This window comes from Alphaproteobacteria bacterium (assembly GCA_040218575.1).
Taxonomy (GTDB): Bacteria; Pseudomonadota; Alphaproteobacteria; order JAVJRE01; family JAVJRE01; genus JAVJRE01.
Map to the genome: position 1 here is coordinate 26,085 of JAVJRE010000006.1, position 16,367 is coordinate 42,451.

14 protein-coding genes are annotated in these 16,367 nt (G+C 70.2%); 8 read left to right on the forward strand and 6 right to left on the reverse strand.

The features are described 5' to 3' along the window. Positions 1–93: 93 nt before the first annotated feature. On the reverse strand, positions 94–2,115 hold the full coding sequence (gene mnmE, locus RIE31_07775) for a tRNA uridine-5-carboxymethylaminomethyl(34) synthesis GTPase MnmE (GenBank protein MEQ8640483.1): 2,022 nt from the start codon (positions 2,113–2,115) through the stop codon (positions 94–96). Between mnmE and corA the strand changes: the two genes are divergently transcribed. Genes corA through RIE31_07805 form a run of 6 tightly spaced genes read left to right on the forward strand, consistent with a single transcriptional unit; the run spans position 2,103 to position 8,171 of the window. Beyond that, positions 2,103–3,362: a magnesium/cobalt transporter CorA gene (corA, locus tag RIE31_07780; GenBank protein MEQ8640484.1), complete on the forward strand. Its 1,260-nt coding sequence runs from the start codon at positions 2,103–2,105 to the stop codon at positions 3,360–3,362. The two genes, mnmE and corA, sit on opposite strands and share 13 nt — an antisense overlap. 16 nt (positions 3,363–3,378) lie before the next feature. Beyond that, a complete protein-coding gene (locus RIE31_07785; protein ID MEQ8640485.1) occupies positions 3,379–5,610 on the forward strand; it encodes a thioredoxin domain-containing protein in 2,232 nt (743 codons plus the stop codon). A 30-nt stretch (positions 5,611–5,640) separates the two neighbouring features. After that, positions 5,641–5,841 (forward strand): hypothetical protein, encoded by a 201-nt coding sequence (locus RIE31_07790; protein MEQ8640486.1) that lies wholly within the window; start codon positions 5,641–5,643, stop codon positions 5,839–5,841. A 51-nt stretch (positions 5,842–5,892) separates the two neighbouring features. Next, the gene (locus RIE31_07795; protein ID MEQ8640487.1) at positions 5,893–6,447 is read left to right on the forward strand and encodes a methylated-DNA--[protein]-cysteine S-methyltransferase; all 555 of its coding nucleotides are present in this window, start codon (positions 5,893–5,895) and stop codon (positions 6,445–6,447) included. Next, the gene (locus RIE31_07800; GenBank protein ID MEQ8640488.1) at positions 6,444–7,151 is read left to right on the forward strand and encodes a dienelactone hydrolase family protein; all 708 of its coding nucleotides are present in this window, start codon (positions 6,444–6,446) and stop codon (positions 7,149–7,151) included. The genes RIE31_07795 and RIE31_07800 overlap by 4 nt, the downstream gene beginning before the upstream one ends. Positions 7,152–7,196: 45 nt before the next feature. Beyond that, entirely contained in the window at positions 7,197–8,171 is a 975-nt protein-coding gene (locus tag RIE31_07805) for a quinone oxidoreductase (GenBank protein ID MEQ8640489.1), read from the forward strand. Positions 8,172–8,193: 22 nt separating this feature from the next. Here RIE31_07805 and RIE31_07810 read toward each other — a convergent pair whose 3' ends face one another. Further along, on the reverse strand, positions 8,194–9,708 hold the full coding sequence (locus RIE31_07810) for a DUF2927 domain-containing protein (GenBank protein MEQ8640490.1): 1,515 nt from the start codon (positions 9,706–9,708) through the stop codon (positions 8,194–8,196). Between the two features lie 93 nt (positions 9,709–9,801). Next, positions 9,802–10,803 carry a hypothetical protein gene (locus tag RIE31_07815; GenBank protein MEQ8640491.1) on the reverse strand — a complete coding sequence of 334 codons (1,002 nt, stop codon included), beginning with the start codon at positions 10,801–10,803 and terminating at the stop codon, positions 9,802–9,804. A gap of 110 nt (positions 10,804–10,913) precedes the next feature. Between RIE31_07815 and RIE31_07820 the strand changes: the two genes are divergently transcribed. Then, positions 10,914–11,687: a TSUP family transporter gene (locus tag RIE31_07820; GenBank protein ID MEQ8640492.1), complete on the forward strand. Its 774-nt coding sequence runs from the start codon at positions 10,914–10,916 to the stop codon at positions 11,685–11,687. Positions 11,688–11,704: 17 nt separating this feature from the next. Here RIE31_07820 and RIE31_07825 read toward each other — a convergent pair whose 3' ends face one another. Beyond that, positions 11,705–13,252 (reverse strand): M81 family metallopeptidase, encoded by a 1,548-nt coding sequence (locus tag RIE31_07825; GenBank protein ID MEQ8640493.1) that lies wholly within the window; start codon positions 13,250–13,252, stop codon positions 11,705–11,707. Between the two features lie 84 nt (positions 13,253–13,336). On the opposite strand from RIE31_07825, the gene RIE31_07830 reads away from it, so the two are divergent. Next, a complete protein-coding gene (locus tag RIE31_07830; GenBank protein MEQ8640494.1) occupies positions 13,337–13,975 on the forward strand; it encodes a glutathione S-transferase family protein in 639 nt (212 codons plus the stop codon). On the opposite strand, the gene RIE31_07835 is transcribed toward RIE31_07830, so the two are convergent. Both RIE31_07835 and RIE31_07840 read right to left on the reverse strand, forming a co-directional pair. Further along, the gene (locus RIE31_07835; GenBank protein MEQ8640495.1) at positions 13,972–15,351 is read right to left on the reverse strand and encodes an aminotransferase class III-fold pyridoxal phosphate-dependent enzyme; all 1,380 of its coding nucleotides are present in this window, start codon (positions 15,349–15,351) and stop codon (positions 13,972–13,974) included. The two genes, RIE31_07830 and RIE31_07835, sit on opposite strands and share 4 nt — an antisense overlap. Beyond that, positions 15,348–16,289, reverse strand: coding sequence for a nitrilase-related carbon-nitrogen hydrolase (locus tag RIE31_07840; GenBank protein ID MEQ8640496.1), 942 nt, complete (start codon positions 16,287–16,289; stop codon positions 15,348–15,350). Before RIE31_07840 ends, RIE31_07835 begins: the two co-directional genes overlap by 4 nt. Positions 16,290–16,367 lie beyond the last annotated feature (78 nt).

A 16,367-nucleotide genomic window follows, 5' to 3' on the forward strand; every position in this document is an offset into this window, starting at 1 on the left:
CGAAACTGCGCGGACAAGGGCTGGCTAACAGGTTAGCCTTGGATGAAAGCGGTGGGGAGGGCGTAGAGCGTCCGAGCGCCGCTCGATCTGAGTTCACTTGCCGATGCAGAACTCGCGGAAGATGAGGTCCAGCAGGTCCTCCACATCGACCCGGCCGGTGATGCGGCCGAGCGCCCGGCTGGCCAGGCGCAGGTCCTCCGCAATGAGTTCGGGGGCGTCGCCTTTTGAGTCTGTCGCGTCAATGGCGTCAGTATCATTGTCCGGTCCGCCTTCACCCGCCGGGTTGGCCGCCGTGTTGTGCGCTGTGTTGCCCGCCGCCGCCCTGCCGGTAGCCAGCGCCGTGGCGCGGTTGAGGGCGGCTACCGCCTCTTCCAGCGCCCGGCGGTGGCGGGCGCGGGTCAAGGCCGGCGCCGGGCCGAGGGCCAGGCGGCGCGCCGCCTCATCCTGCAGTGCTTTCAGGAAGGGCATCAGTCCTTCGCCGGTCAGAGCCGACAGGCACCAGGCCGGCCGGCCGGCCGCCTCCAGGGGCCCGGCTGAGGTGGCGCCCCCGGCACCAGCCGAGTCGGCGGCCGGGGCGTCGGCCGGCGCATCGGCCGGCGCATGGCGCTGCCGCAGCGGCGCTTCGGGCGGCACCCGGTCCAGCTTGTTGAAGACCACCAGCGTCCTGTCGTCCACCAGCTCGCGGGTGGCCCCGTCGAGGCTCGGCCAGCGGGTCGCATCGAACACCGTCACGGTAAGGTCGGCGCTCGCCGCGCGGGCGCGGGCGCGGCGCACCCCCTCGGCCTCGATGGCCGCCTGCTCGTCGCCATAGAGCACGGACGGCCCGGCCGCTCCGCCATGCCCGGCGGCGGACGGCGTGGCGCCCAGCGGGTCGGGCGGCGGCGTGTCCATGCCCGGCCGCCATTCCTCCACCCCGCCGATGGGAAAGGGATCGTCCGGCCCGAACCAGGTGATACTCGCCTTGTCGCCGTGCGGCGTGGTCCGCCGTGATTCGTCTGGCCGCGCTACCGGCACCTCGAACTCGGTGCGTGGCTGCGAGCGCGGCCCGGCACCCGTGTCCCGCCCTTCGCGAAGCCCCGCCGTATCGGCCAAAGTGACCGGCCAGCCACCCAGATCCATATGCACCTCCACCACGTCGCGGGTGGTGCCGGCGGTGGCCGAAACGATGGCCGCCTCGCGCCGGGCCAGGGCGTTCAGCAGGCTCGACTTGCCCACATTGGGGGCGCCGACAATGGCTACATGGAAGCCGTCGCGAAGCCGCTCGCCGCGCCGGCCGTCGTCCAGATGGCGCTGCATCTCCGCCGCCAGGGCCGTCGCGCGCGGGCCGACATCGGCCAGCAGGGTGCCGGGCAGCGCCTCCTCGGCGAAGTCCAGCTCCGCCTCCACGTGAGCCAGCAGGCGGGTCAGCCGCTGCCGCCAGTCGTCATAGGTCTGGGACAGCCCGCCTTCCATCTGACGCAGGGCCTGGCGACGCTGCGCCTCGGTCTCCGCCGCCACCAGGTCGGCCATGCCCTCGGCCTCGGTCAGGTCCATGCGGGAATTGAGAAAGGCGCGGCGCGAGAACTCGCCGGCTTCGGCCGGGCGCAGGCCAGGCAGGCCGGCCAGGGCATTGAGCGCCGCGGCCACGGTGGCGCGGCCGCCGTGCAGGTGCAGCTCGGCCATGTCCTCGCCCGTATAGCTGCCCGGTGCGGGAAACCACAGCAGCAGGCCGCGGTCGAAGGTCTCAGTGGAGCCCGGATAGCGAAAGCGGCGAAGCGCCGCGCGGCGGGGCGGCGGCAGCGCCACATGGGTCATGGCCCGCACCGCATCGCGCACGCCGGGCCCCGACAGGCGCATGACGGCGACGCCGGCGGTACCGGCGGCGGTGGCCGGGGCATAGATGGTGTCGGCGCCGCTTTCGCCGCGCCCCTGTCCGCCACGGGCGCCGGTGGCCGGGCCGGCGGCGGCGGGACGGCCGGCCACCGTGGCCAGACGGGGCCGGGACGGGGCGGGCCTGTTGCCTGGCCTGTCGGGGGTATCAGAGGTGTCGGGCGGGCGGCTCATGACGTGCCAGTATATAGTGTGACCGTACCTACCCGACACGGGGCCACCCGGAGCCAGCCATGCGCACGACATCCTCTGCCGACCGGCAATCGACTGTCCACCAGGCGGCCAGCGCGACCGGCAACCCGACTGGCAACCAGGCGGCCAGCGCCAGCCCGGCCACGGCCAGCCGCCACACCGCCAGAAAGCGCGCCAGACCGCCCCTGGTGCGGCGACGCCCCACACCACCGGGCACGGCGCCAGGCACCCTGACCGCCGACCCGGCGGCGCACGGCACCCGTGTTTCGGCCCTGGTCTATGACAGCGCCGGCGTCGTGGCCCATGACGGGCTGTCCGCGGAGCAGGCGGCGGCGCTGCGGCAAAGCGAGAAGATTCTGTGGCTGGACGTGGTGGGGCTGGCCGATACGGCGCTGATTGGCCGGCTGGGCACGGTGTTCGGTCTGCATCCGCTGGCGCTGGAGGATGTGGTCAACGTCCACCAGCGGCCCAAGGCGGAAGATTTCGACGACACCCTGTATGTAGTGGTGCGGATGCTGCGGCTGGTGGCGGACGAGGCCAATGACCGGTCCGCCCCCATGGCCGGCGGCGGCCGCGACGGCCCGCTGCTGGACAGCGAGCAGGTGTCGCTGTTCCTGGGACGCGGCTTTGTCATCACCTTTCAGGAGCGGCCCGGCGACTGTTTCGACGGGGTGCGCGAAAGGCTGGCCAGCGGCCGAACCCGCATCCGCTCGCGCGGCGCCGACTATCTGGCTTATGCCCTGCTGGATGCCATCACCGACCACTTGTTCCCGGTGGCGGAGGCCTATGGCGAGCGTCTGGAAGCCATCGAGGATCAGGTGCTGACAGAGCCATCGGCGCGACCGATCCAGGTCATCCACGCCATCAAGCGCGACCTGCTGATGATCCGTCGCGCGGTGTGGCCGGAGCGTGACGCGCTGGCGGCGCTGGCCCGCGGCCACGACCTGATTACCGAGCAGACCCAGCTTTATCTGCGCGACTGCCACGACCATACGGTGCAGCTCATGGACATGGTGGAGACCTATCGCGACGTGGCCTCGGGACTGGTGGAGCTGACCCTGTCCAGCCTGTCCCACTCCATGAACCAGGTGATGAAGGTGCTGACCGTCATCGCCACCGTCTTCATGCCGCTGGGGTTCATCGCCGGCGTCTATGGCATGAACTTCGACACCGCCTCGCCCTGGAACATGCCGGAGCTTGGGTGGCGCCTCGGCTATCCCTTCGCACTGGCCCTGATGGCCGGCGTAGCGGTGGTCCTGGTGCTGTGGTTTCGCCGGCGGGGCTGGATGGGCGGCGGCTGAAGCCTATGTTGGGCGCATGATCCCGCCCCACACCGCGCGCCATACCGCGCCCGGCACCCCGTCTTCGTCCGACGCCCCTGCCGGCGGCATCCTGCCGGCGGAAAACCTGCTGCGTCACGAGGCCAGCCCCTACCTGTTGCAGCACAGGGACAATCCGGTGCACTGGCGGGCCTGGGGCCCGGCGGCGCTGGGCGAGGCGCGGGCCAGCGGCAAGCCGATCCTGCTGTCGGTCGGCTATGCGGCGTGTCACTGGTGCCATGTGATGGCCCACGAGAGCTTCGAAGACCCGGCGACGGCCGAGGTGATGAATCGCCACTTCGTCAATATCAAGGTGGACCGCGAGGAGCGGCCGGATCTGGACCAGATTCATCAGCAGGCCCTGTCCCTGCTGGGCGAGCAGGGCGGCTGGCCGCTGACCCTGTTCCTGACCGCTGAGGCGGAGCCCTTCTTCGGTGGCACCTATTATCCGCCGCAGGCACGCTGGGGCCGGCCGGGCTTCCGCGACGTGCTGGAAGGCATCGCCCACATTCACGGGCAGGAGCCCGACAAGGTGCAGACCAATGTGGCGGCGATCCGCCAGGCGCTGCACCGTATCAACCGGCCCGAGCCCGGTGCGCCGCTGAACGCGGACGACCGGCGGCGGGCGGCGGATGGATTGCTGGCGGCGATGGACCTGACCAATGGCGGCATCGGCGGCGCGCCAAAGTTTCCCAATGTGCCGCAGCTCCTGTTCCTGTGGCGCGAGGGGCGGCGGAGCGGCGAGCCGGCGCTGACCAACGCGGTGACGCGGACGCTGGACGCGCTGTGTCAGGGCGGCATTTATGACCATCTGGCCGGCGGCTTCGCCCGCTATGCCACGGACGACCGGTGGCTGGTGCCGCATTTCGAAAAGATGCTTTACGACAATGCGCTGCTGCTGGAACTGCTGGCCGAAGCCTGGGCGGTGACCGGGTCGCCCCTGTGGCGCCAGCGGGCGAGCGAGACCGTCGCCTGGCTGACGCGCGAAATGAGCGCGCCGGCGGTGATTGTGGCGGACGGTCAGCGGATCGATGGCGGCTTCACGGCGGCGCTGGACGCCGATGCGGGCGGCCGGGAGGGCGCCCATGCGGTGTGGAGCCTGGACGAGGTGCGTGACGTTCTCGCCGCCGCCGGCCGCGACCATGACCTGTTCGCCCGGGTCTATGAGGTAAGCGCCGGGGGCAACTGGGAAGGACACACCATTCTGCACAGACGACATGAAGGCGGGCGACGGGCGGGCGCCGGCGGCGGCGGCAGGGGTGACGGCGAATTGCTGGATGCGGCAAGCGAGGCGGAGCTGGCGCTCTGTCGCGAGGTTCTGCTGCAGCGACGGCAGACGCGGGTGCAGCCCATGCGCGACCACAAGGTGCTGGCCGACTGGAACGCCATGGCGATCCGCGCCCTGGCCCGGGCCGGCGCGATCCTGGACGAGCCGCGCTGGATCGCCCGGGCGGAACAAGCCTTCGCTTTCGTCGAGGCCGCCCTGCAGCAGGACGGTGGCCGGCGGCACAGCGGAGCCTGTGATATGGCGGACGTTATGGCGGGCGGGGCGGAGGACGGCCGCTGGCGGGTGGGGCCGGGCGCCATGCTGGACGACCGGGCCTGGCTGGCCAGCGCCGCCCTGGCGCTGCACCAGGCCAGCGGCGAGGCCGACTGGCTGGCGCGGGCCGGGACGCTGGCCGACGAGGCGCTGGCCCATCACGCCGACAGCGACGGCGCCTGTTTCATTGACGATCACGACGCCGGCGACCTGACGCCCAGACCCAAGAATGCCTTCGACAACCCCAACCCGTCCGGCAATGGGGTGCTGATGGATACGCTGGCGCGGCTGTTCTGGCTGACCGGTGATGGGGCGCGGCGCGACCAGGCCGACGCCATCGGCCGCGCCTTCGCCGGCGAGGCCCGGCGCAACGGTTTTGCCCACGCTACGGTGCTGGATGCCAGCGCCCGCACGGAAAGCCTGACTCAGGTGGTGGTGGCCGGACCACCGGGGGCGGCGGCCGACGGGCTGGTGGCGGCGGTGCGCCGCCATGACGGCGGCGATGTGGCGTGGCTGCGGGTCAAGCCGGACGAGGCGCTGCCGGCCGGCCACCCGGCCTGCGGCAAGACCGGCGGGGGCAAGAGCGGCGCAGCGGCGGCCTATGTGTGCCATGGCCCGGTGTGCGGCCTGCCGCTGGAGGATGCGACGGCTCTGACCGACCAATTGGCGCAAAGGCACGAGCAGGCCTAGACTGGTCACCTCACGGCAGAGGGGGAGACCATGATCTGCTACGCCATCGGCCTGAACACGGCCGGCCACACCAACTGCGTAACGGTGGAGGCGGAGGACGCGCTGATTGCCGCGCTCAAGGCCAAGCACGAACATCCTTCGGCGACCATCACCTATGTGCGCAAGGCCAATTCACGCGGCGACCGCCGCCACCCGCACCGCAGCCTGGCGGAGAGCGTACCGCCCGCCTGATCCGCCGCCGCCTGTTGGGCCGGTCGCCGGGGCCGGGCTAGACTTGGGGCCATGAGCGCGCGCGCCACCATCACCCGTCTGTCCCTGACCAGCCCGGTCGGCGACCTGACCATAACCGCTGAGGACACGGCGGACGGCCAGGTCCTGACGCGGCTCGACTGGGGCTATGCGGCGGACAGCCGCGAGAGCCCGATCCTGAGCGATGCCCGCGACCAACTGAACGACTATTTCGCCGGCCGCCGGCACGCTTTCGACCTGGTGCTGCGGCCGGCCGGCAGCGCCTTTCGCCAGGCGGTGTGGCGGACGCTCGGCACAATCGGCTGGGGCCAAACACGGACCTATGGCCAGGTGGCGGCGGCGCTGGCCACCGCCGCGCGCGCGGTGGGCGGTGCGTGTGGCGCCAACCCCCTGCCGATCTTCATTCCCTGCCACCGGGTTCTGGGGGCGGACGGCGCACTGCACGGCTATTCCGGCGAGGGCGGTCTGGCCACCAAGGCGTGGCTGCTGCAGCACGAGGGGGCGGCGTGGCTGGATCAGCCGGGCCTGGCGCTGACCGGCGGCGGGCGGTTCACAGGCGAACACCACATAAGAGGAGCGCAAACATGAGCGCTGGCAAGAGCGACGTCATGATCGACGGGCCGGACGGCACATTCAGCGCCTATGTGGCGGGCGATAGCGGCGGCCAGAAGCCCGGCCTGCTGGTGATCCAGGAGATTTTCGGGGTCAACCAGGTGATGCGCGACCTGTGCGACGGCTATGCGGCGGCCGGTTATGTGGCGCTGTGCCCGGACCTGTTCTGGCGGCAGGAGCCAGGCATCCAGTTGACCGACCAGAGTGAGGCGGAGTGGGGTCGGGCGTTCCAGTTGTACCAGGGCTTTGACGAAGCGGCGGGCGTACGCGACCTGGTGGCGGCGCTGGACCATCTGCGCGGGCTTGTATCGTGCAGCGGCGTTGCCGGCACCATCGGCTGGTGTCTCGGCGGCAAGCTGGCCTATCTGATGGCCACGCGCTCGGACGCGGACGCCAATGTGGGCTATTACGGCGTGGCTATCGAGGCGGCGCTGGACGAGGCCGACCGCATCACCCATCCGCTGATGCTGCACATGGCCGGCAAGGACCAGTTCTGTCCGCCCGAAGCCCAGGCGCAGATCCGGGCCGCCCTGGACGGCAATCCCAATGTGACGCTGCATGCCTATGAGTCATGCGACCACGCCTTCGCACGGCTCGGTGGGGCGCATTATGATGCGGCGGCGGCGGCGCTGGCCAACGACCGCACGGCGGCGTTTCTGGCCGAGCACCTGGCGCTCTGACGGAAGCCGGCGACCGGCAACACGCAGCATATAGCGGAGAGTCCCATGGCAAAGGCGCAGCTTCTGTTCGAGACCGGCGGGCCGGAGGTCTTTACCTGGAGTGACATCAAGGTGGAGGCGCCGGCCGAGGGTCAGGTGCGGCTGCGCCACACGGCGGTGGGCCTCAACTATATCGATACCTATCACCGCTCTGGCCTGTACCCGATCGATCTGCCGACGGTGATCGGCAGCGAGGGCGTCGGTGTGGTGGAGGCGGTTGGCGCCGGCGTCAGCCTGGTCAAGCCCGGCGAGCGGGTGGGTTATGCCGGAGTGGCCGGCAGCTATGCGGAAGAGCGGCTGATTCCCGCCGACCGCCTGGTGAAGATCCCCGATGGGGTCAGCGACCGCGACGCCGCGGCCCTGATGCTCAAGGGCATGACGGTGGAGTATCTCTTCCACCGCACCTACCGGGTGGGCGCCGGCCAGACCATCCTGTTCCATGCGGCGGCGGGCGGCGTCGGCCTGATTGCCTGCCAATGGGCGAAGGCGCTCGGGGTGCGGCTGATCGGCACCGCCGGCGGGCCGGACAAGGTGGCCCGGGCGAAGGCCGCCGGCGCCGAACACGTGATCGACTACAACGCAGAGGACTTCGTCGCCAGACTGATGGAGCTGACCGACGGGCGCGGCGTGTCGGTGGTCTATGACTCGGTCGGCAAGGACACCTTCGAGCGATCCATCGGGTGCCTGGCGCCGCGCGGCATGCTGGTCAGTTTCGGCCAGTCGTCGGGGCCGGTGCCGCCGGTCAATCTGGCCGTCTTCGCGCCCAAGGCTGCCTATTACACGCGGCCGTCGCTGGCGGTCTACAACCGCGCCCGCAACGACCTGGAGGCCAGCGCGGCCAAGCTGTTCGAGATGGTGGCGTCGGGAGCGGTGAAGGCCGATATCGGCCAGACCTGGCCGCTGGCCGAGGTGCAGGCGGCGCATACGGCGCTGGAGGGCCGGCGGACCCAGGGGGCGACAATCCTGACAGTGGGTGATTAAAGAGCAACCCGGCGGCAGAGTCCTAGTTGCGTCCGCTGTCGCCGGTGCCGCCGGTGGCCGCGGCGGGTGGCAGGGATGACGCGGGATCGGCCTTGCCAGACTTGACGCCGGTCTTGGCTTCGGACGCGGCACCGGACGCGATGGGCGCGGCCGGGACCGTTGACGGGGCGTCGGCGGTCACGAAGTCGGTCAGGGATTCGCCTATGCCAAGGGCCGCTACCGCAGCGGCCACCTCCCCATCGAGCCGCGCGGCGGTGGCCGCGTTGATCGCCCGGCGGGCCCGGCGAACGGACGGCGTCAGCACCTGATCGGCCAGGCGGTCCACGCCGTCGAGCTGTTCCGGCGAGGGAGCGAACAGCGGTGCCTGGCGCAGGGCGGCGGTGGCCGTGCGGTTGAGCAGCAGAGCATAGCGCCACCAGTAATAGGCCTGGTCGGCATCGGCGGTGCCGCCGTGATGGCCTTCATTCACTTCGGCGTTCAGGATCACCGCCGTGAAACTGCCCCGGGCGGCGGCCTCGGCCAGCCAGAAGTGAGCGACGGGGCTGACCGGCGCACCAGCCACGGCGCGGCGACCGGACACGGCGAAAACCGGAGTCATGGAATCCGCCCAGGTATCGGCCAGCGCAATGACCGCATTCTCCTCGCCATAGCGGGCGAGCTCCAGCAACACGGCGCGGCGACAGCCGCGACTGCGCAACCGGCACTCCGCCGCGAACGAGTCGGCCGCCGCGGTATAGGCGGCGGCAAAGCGCGCCGCTGCCGCATCATCGACCGGCGGATCGAGAACCAGCCCCTGGGCCAGATTGTGCCGGGCGATAAGCGACGGCACCTGAGCCATGGCCTGCTGACGGGTCATGCCGGAGCGGAGTGTGGGGTCGCGCAGCAGAGCGAGCAGCGCGAAATCCGCCGGCAGCACCGCTTCGCCGCCGTCACTGCGCAGAATGGACGGCAACGACCCCACCGTGTGATTGAAGAAGCCGACCGCGTGCAGAAGCTCGTGCGCCGTGCATTCCGGCCACAGCGCCTCGGGAATATCGGCGCGGCCGACCACCAGCGGCGAGGCGACGCCGCGGATGCGCACGGTGACGCAGGAGAAACCCGGATCCAGCTCGCGCAACCGTCCGTCGCGACCGGAGAGGGACACCGGCAACAGGGTGACGCCCGACCGCTTGCCGCCGGCCGACCCGCCGGCCGCGCCGGCGACGGCGCCCGGAGCCGGCCGGTCGAGACCGAGGGTGTCGCGGGCCACCTCCAGCAGGGCGATGAAGCGGCCAAGCGCGGCGCGGTCGCCGGCGGCATCCACCGGCACGAAGGAGAGCGGCCCGTCGAGCCGCGCCAGCGGGCGTATCTCGTCATGCTCGTCTTCCTCGAAGAACGCCAGCCACTCGAACAGCGCCGCCAGATGGCGGGCCTCGGGCGTGACGGACGGAGTGGCGGCAGCGGACTGGGCGCGAGCCTCGATGGTTGCGGCAACCAAAAGAGCCAGGATCAGCAGGCTGGCAGCGGCGAAGCGCGTGACGTGGCGTACAGAGAGCATGGAACCGGCAACGGTTGTGGTCCGGTTCAGCCTGTCACAACCGCCGGTTCAGGGCCAAGCCAGTGATCCGCAAAGATGTGTGAAGACAGGATTTCAGAGGCTCTGACTTTCCCGCCACGCCAGCAGGGTCGCCACCGCCTCCACGGTCAGCAGGCCGGACCAGGCGGTGTGCGCCATGGCCCACAGGTCCGCATTGACCTCGGCCCATGACCAGCGCGGCCGCCACAGGCCTGCGGGGTCCTGCTCCGCCAGCAGATGGTCCAGGTTGCGGGCGATGAGGTCGGCCGGCACGGCGCCGGCAAGAGGGTGGTCAGAGGTGGTCAACACGTCCAGCGGGCGCAGGCCATAGCCGGACCATTTGGCCGGATCGGGTTCAATGGTTCGCGGCAGCAGGTGGTTCAGGCGCCCGGCGAGGCGAAGCCTGAGTGATTCCTCGGCGCCGTCGCCGCCGGGATGGGCCGTCACAGCCTGCAACAGCCGGGCGGCGCACAGCATCTCGTGCATTTCCATTTCGTCGCGCCGCGTTTCTATGGCCGCCGTGGCGCGGGCGGCGGCCTCGCCGGCACATCCCGCCGGCAGATCCTGCGGCCGGTGCGCCGCATGAGCCAGCAGGTGGGCCGCCACTTCAGCCGCCGGATTGATATGACCGCCGGCGAAACGGACCTGAAGTTCGCGGAGCGACGCCGCCTGCCACCACGGGGCGGAGCGATCCGCCGCCGGCAGGCGCGGGCGGATCCACCAGGCGCTGATGCGCCGGTCACAGGCCCCGGCCAGATAGCCGATGGCCGCGGTGCGCAGGGGATGCTCCGCCGGCACCCCCGCCAGATCGGCCAGGCGCAGGGCGACGGTGGTGTCGAGAACGCTGGACCACGGATCAAAGGCGTCCGGCTCCATGGCGTGGCCGAAACCGCCATCGGCATTGCGACAGGCCATGAGGCCGGCGATGACCGGGGCAAGCGGTGCGGCGGGATCAATCAGCCGGGCGAGGAGGGCGCGGGCCAGCGGCGTACCATGGCGGGCCAGCCCATCACGGGCGCGAACGACGGCCTTCGCCACGGCGGCGGGATCGGCAGCGGGGAGCAGCGGTTCGGCCATGGCGACAAGTCTGGACTGGCCGGCGCGCAATGACCAGCATGGCGCGCCATGGGCACAGGATATTTCGCCACTCCGCCGGCCGGCCCGGATGCGGTCGTAAAGGCCGCCACATGAGCGCCGACTGGCTGGCCGGCCTGACCGTTCTGCTGCCCGATGCGGTGCCGCCGCTGTGGGGACTGGTCTTCGTCATTGCCGCCTTCTTCACCTCGGCCCTGACGGCGGCGGCGGGGCTCGGCGGCGGCGTCAGCCTGATCGCCATCATGCTGATGGCGCCCCTGTCGCCGGCGGTGGTGATCCCGGTGCATGGGGTGGTGCAGCTCGGCTCCAATGCCGGGCGCACGCTGATCATGGGCCGCCACATCGCCTGGCCCATCCTGCTGCTGTTCGTCGCCGGGGCGGCGGTCGGCGCCGTCGTCGGGGCGCAGATGGTGGTCGCCCTGAACAAGGTGTGGCTGCAACTGGCGCTTGGCCTGTTCATCCTGTGGGCGGTGTGGACGCCGAAACTGAAGCCGCGGACCATGCCGCTGTGGGGCATGGCGCCGGCCGGCGCCGCCACCACTTTCGCCAGCATGTTCCTCGGCTCCACCGGACCGCTGGTGGCGGTGCTTCTCAACGCCGAGACGCTGGGCCGGTTCCGCACGGTGGCCACCTTCGCTGGCCAGATGACGGCGCAGCACGGCCTGAAGGTAGCCGCTTTCGGCCTGGTGGGCTTCGCCTATGGCGAGTGGCTGGCCCTGATGGCGGCCATGGTGGGCATGGGCTTCCTCGGCACCCTGGCCGGGCGCTGGCTGCTGGGCCGCATCCCCGAAGCATGGTTCCAGTGGGGCTTCAAGGCGGTCATCACCCTGCTGGCGGCGCGGCTCATTGGCCAGGCGCTGGTGTAGGGCGCACGGCGCACGGCTCAGCCATAAGGCCTGAGCCCCACCGCGTCCGGCACATCGTCCAGTGGCCATACCGGCCGGCGCACTTTTGTGAACGGCAACCGCGTCAAGTCACGGGTGCACAGGCTGCCGCTGTCCACCGTAGCGATCTGACGGGCGAGCGGCCCGAAGGCAGCGCGGAAATGGTGCGAGGATTTGACCACCAGAGTGGCACAGGCCGCCGGATCGAGACCGAGGCCCGTCACCATGGCGCGATCAAGCATCTGCAGCAGATTGGAATTGACGATGACGATGACGTCGGCGCCATTGTCGCGCCGCAGGCGCACAACCGCGGTCGGACCGAGCGTGCCGCGAGTGCCGGCATACATGGGGCCGTCATAGGTGAAGGCACCGTCATGCAGGCTCTCGACGGTGGCGTGAACGGATAGCGGCGGGCCATAAAGCGCCGGGTCAACCTTGCTGCCAAGGATGAGATCGAGGGCCGCGCCGACACCGGCGGCGTGGCAGGCGGCGGCGCATTCGCGATCGCAGATGCTGGCGACGAGCGCGTCGCTGCAGCCGGCGTCCAGCAGGGCGGCCAGCGCCCGCACATTGTCGCCATAGCTGCCGCCGCCGGGATTGTCGGTGGAATCGGCGACGAGCAGCGGTCCCCTGGCGCGGTCGTCCGCGGTTTCGCCGGCGCGGGCATGACGCGCCATTTCCTGTGGCGTCCACATAACCTCTGTCTTGTCCGCCCGGCTTTGCCAGATGAAGCGCCAGAGATCCCTGCCCAGCGCATCGGCGCGCGAAGCACCGCCATGGCGGCTGTCGTCCCAGGTGACGGTGACGCCTGGCCCGGCGTCGCCGATGTCGGCATAGGTGAAGCCGGCGGCGAGCGAGACGACAAGCAGGCGGTCGTCGGCCGCCACCGCATCGGCCGCCATTTCCAGCGCCGTGGTCATGGGCGGAGACTGGGTGCGGCCATGATTGAGACCGTCCAGCGCGGCGCCGCGATAGAGCCGGGTGTGCGGCCGGATCTCGCCGGCCATGGCGCGATGAACCAGGCGTGACGCCTCCTGCGCCACCTCGCGGGCGTCCACGTGGGGATACGTGCGATAGCACAGGACGATGTCGGCGTGGCGGGCCATGGCCTCGGTCAGGTTGGCATGCAGGTCAAGGGTGATGGCCACCGGTACGCCGGGACGCAAGCGCTGGCGCAGGCGGGCCAGAAGATCACCCTCCGCATCCTCCACGCCATCGCACACCATGGCGCCGTGCAGGCCCAGCACCACCCCGTCGATGGTGGAATCGGCCGCATCAAGAATACGCCCCGACAGATGTTCCCAGGCCGCCGCGGTGACCAGCCCCGACGGGGTGGCGGAGGCGGCAATCGTAGGAACCAGAGTCCAGCCGTGCTGCAGGGCGACGTCCTGAACGCCGGCCAGCTCGCTGGCGGTGCCGGCAAGCGCCGCCAGGCTTTCATCACTTTCCAGATACTGGCGGGCGCGAAAGGCGGCGAGCGGTGTGGCCACCCGGCTGAAGGTGTTGGTTTCGTGCTGCAGTTCACCGGTCAGAACACGGAAGGCCATGGCGACACCGCCGTCTTTTCAGGGTCCCGGAAAATGACGATGCTAGACCGGATTGCCCGTCCCGCCACCCCCGGAGGCCATCCCATGGCAAGCCCAGACAAGACACCCGACCTCACGCTCTATCATCACCCGCATTCACGCAGCCCCATAGTCCGCTGGATGCTGGAAGAGGTGGGCCAGCCCTATGCCATTAAACTGATGGATCTGGCGGCGGGCGATCAGCGGAAACCGGATTTTCTCAAGCTCAACACCATGGGCAAGATCCCGCTGCTGGTGGCCGACGGCGTGCCCATCGCCGAAGGGCCGGCGATCTGCCTGTGGCTGGCCGACCGCTTTCCGGCGAAGGGGCTGGCGCCGGCGCCGGATGCGCCAGACCGCGGGCCCTGTCTGCGCTGGCTGTTCTTTTCCGGCAGTGTGCTGGAGCCGGCCCTGATGGACGCCCACCACCAGCGCGAGTCGCCACCGGCTCAGGCCGGCTGGGGCGATCTGGAGCGCGTGCTGAACACCCTCGAGGAAGGGCTGGCGAAGCACGGCGAATGGCTGCTGCCGCGCTTTTCCGCCGCCGATGTGATGATCGGTTCGGGCCTGCGCTTCGCCATGATGTTCGGCATGCTGGAGAAGAGGAAGAGCTTCACCGATTATGTGGCGCGGCTGGAGGCGCGACCGGCGCTGCAGCGCACGCTGGCGAAAGACGCGGCACTGCTCGAAGCAAAACCGGCCTAGAGGTCGCCATCGGCCCGCAACATGCGCAACGCATCGGCGAAGGCGGCCACGGTGGCGGCCACGTCCTCCTGGCTGTGGGCCAGGGTGAAGAGGCCGCCGGGCCAGCCCGACGGATCGATGCCGCCCAGATAGAGCGCCAGCCGCAGCTTGCGCATGAGCTCCGGCGGTTTGGTCGCCAGCACGGCGCGGCTCAACGCCTCTGGCGCGAAGCCGTCAGGGTCGCTGACCGGGTGCTCCGGATTGAGAAAGATGTGGAAGGCGGAATAACGGCCATAGCAGGCCCATGGCGTCGCCGTGTCGCGGAACAGCCGGTTGAGGCCATGGCGCAGATCCGCCGCCAGCCGGTTGACGTGGTCGCAGGCGCCGGTGGTCGGGATCAGCTCCAGGGTGGTGGCGCCGGCGGCGGCGGCCAGCGGATTGCCGTTGAAGGTTCCCGGATGGTAGATGCGTTCAAACCCCTGCCGCGCCGCGGCGTCATAATCCAGTCGCTCCATGAGCTCGTGGCGGCCGCCGATGGCACCGCCAGGCAGACCACCGGCAACGATCTTGGCCCAGCAGGTGAGATCGGGAATGACACCTTCGGCCTCCTGCAGGCCACCGGGAGCGCAGCGGAAGCCGGTAATCACTTCATCGAAGATGAGCAGGCTGCCGGCTTTCTCCGTGGCGTCCCGCAGAAAATGCAGGAAGTCGCTCTGGATCGGCACCTGGCCGGTGGTGGAGCCGAGCGGCTCCAGAATGACCGCCGCCACACGGCCGGTGGCCAGCGCCTCGGCGACCGCCTGACGGTCGTTGGGATCCACCAGCAAGGCATTGGCGGTGGCCCCGGAGGTGACGCCCGGCGCCGGCGACAGATCGAAGTGCGAGCCATAGCCGGCCACCATTTCATCGTGCCAGCCGTGGAAGTGGCCGCGAAAGCGCAGCACCTTGTCACGGCCGGTGGCGGCGCGGGCGATGCGCACGGCCAGCAGGGTGGCTTCCGTGCCGGAGGCGACGAAGCGCACCCGCTCCGCCGCCGGCACCAGGGCCTGAATCGCCTGGCCCCAGCGAATCTCCCAGCGGTGATTGCCGTTCATGTGGGTGCCGTGGGCCAGGGCGTCGGCCACGGCGGTCTGCACCTCCGGCCGGTTGTGGCCCAGAATCAGCGCGCCATGGCCGGCGAAATAGTCGATGTAGCGACGGTCATCCGCATCCCATTTGTGAGCACCGGCGGCGCGTTCGATATAGGGGCCGTAGGGCTGGACATAGCGGGAGTCATGGACCACGCCGGAGGGGAAAAGGCGCCGCGCCTCGGCGGCCAGGGCGGCGGACTTCGGCGTCGCCGCCAGCCAGTCGCGGTCGATGGCCGAGTTGGTGGCGGCGACAGGCCCGTCGCTCATGGGTCGGCTCCGGTCTGGCCGGTGATCGGTTCATAGGCGGCGGGCTGCCGGTTGGTGGCGAAGTCGAAGAAGGTCTTGTAGCGGCGCGCCAGGGTCAGGTCGGCGTCGTGGGTAATCACCTCATCGCCCTGGCTGGTGGTCATGGCCACCACCTCGCCGGAGGGGGCGATGATGGTGGAGACGCCGAGCATGGGCACGTCGCCCTCGACGCCCGCCTTGGCGGCGGCGGCGATCCACAGGCCGTTCTCATAGGCCCCGGCCTGCATGGAGACCAGGTGGTGAAAGCCGCGCAAATGGTTCATCTCCGGATAGTCCGGCAGTTGCACCGGCGTATTGAAGCCGAGCCCGACCACCTCCGCCCCCTTGAGCCCCAGCACGCGCCATGTCTCTGACCAGCGGCGGTCATTGCAGATGGCCAGGCCGATGCGGGTGCCAAGCAGCGGCCAGACGGGAAAGCCCTTGTCGCCAAAACGGAAGTAGCGCTTCTCCATGTGCTGCACCGGCAGGCCCGCCACCGGCTCGATGGTGCCCGGCACGTGCACCTTGCGGTAGGTGCCGGTGACCCGCGCCTGATCATCCACCAGAGCCATGGTGTTGTAGTGGCGCGGATCGTCGCCGGGCTGACTGTGATCGGCCCGTTCGCCATAGCCCAGCGCAAAGGCGGTGCCCAGCGCGCGCGCCCGCTCGAACAAGGGCTGCACATCCGGGTTCGGCATATCGCTCTCGAAACAGGCGTCCAGCTCCGCCGGATCATTGATCACCCAGCGGGGAAAGAAGGTGGTGAGCGCGATTTCCGGAAAGACGCAGAAGCGCGCGCCGCGCGCCGCCGCCGTTTCCAGCAGGCTGACCAGGCGGGCGACGGTGTCGCGCTTGGGCGTGCCGCGCTCGACCGGTCCCATCTGGCAGACGGCAATGACGAGACGGTCGGCGGCGGCCATGGAGCGACTCCCACAGGCAGGACGAGGGATGGGACAGGAGCGGACGAGAGGGAAACAGGCGAGGACTTTCGCACGGGG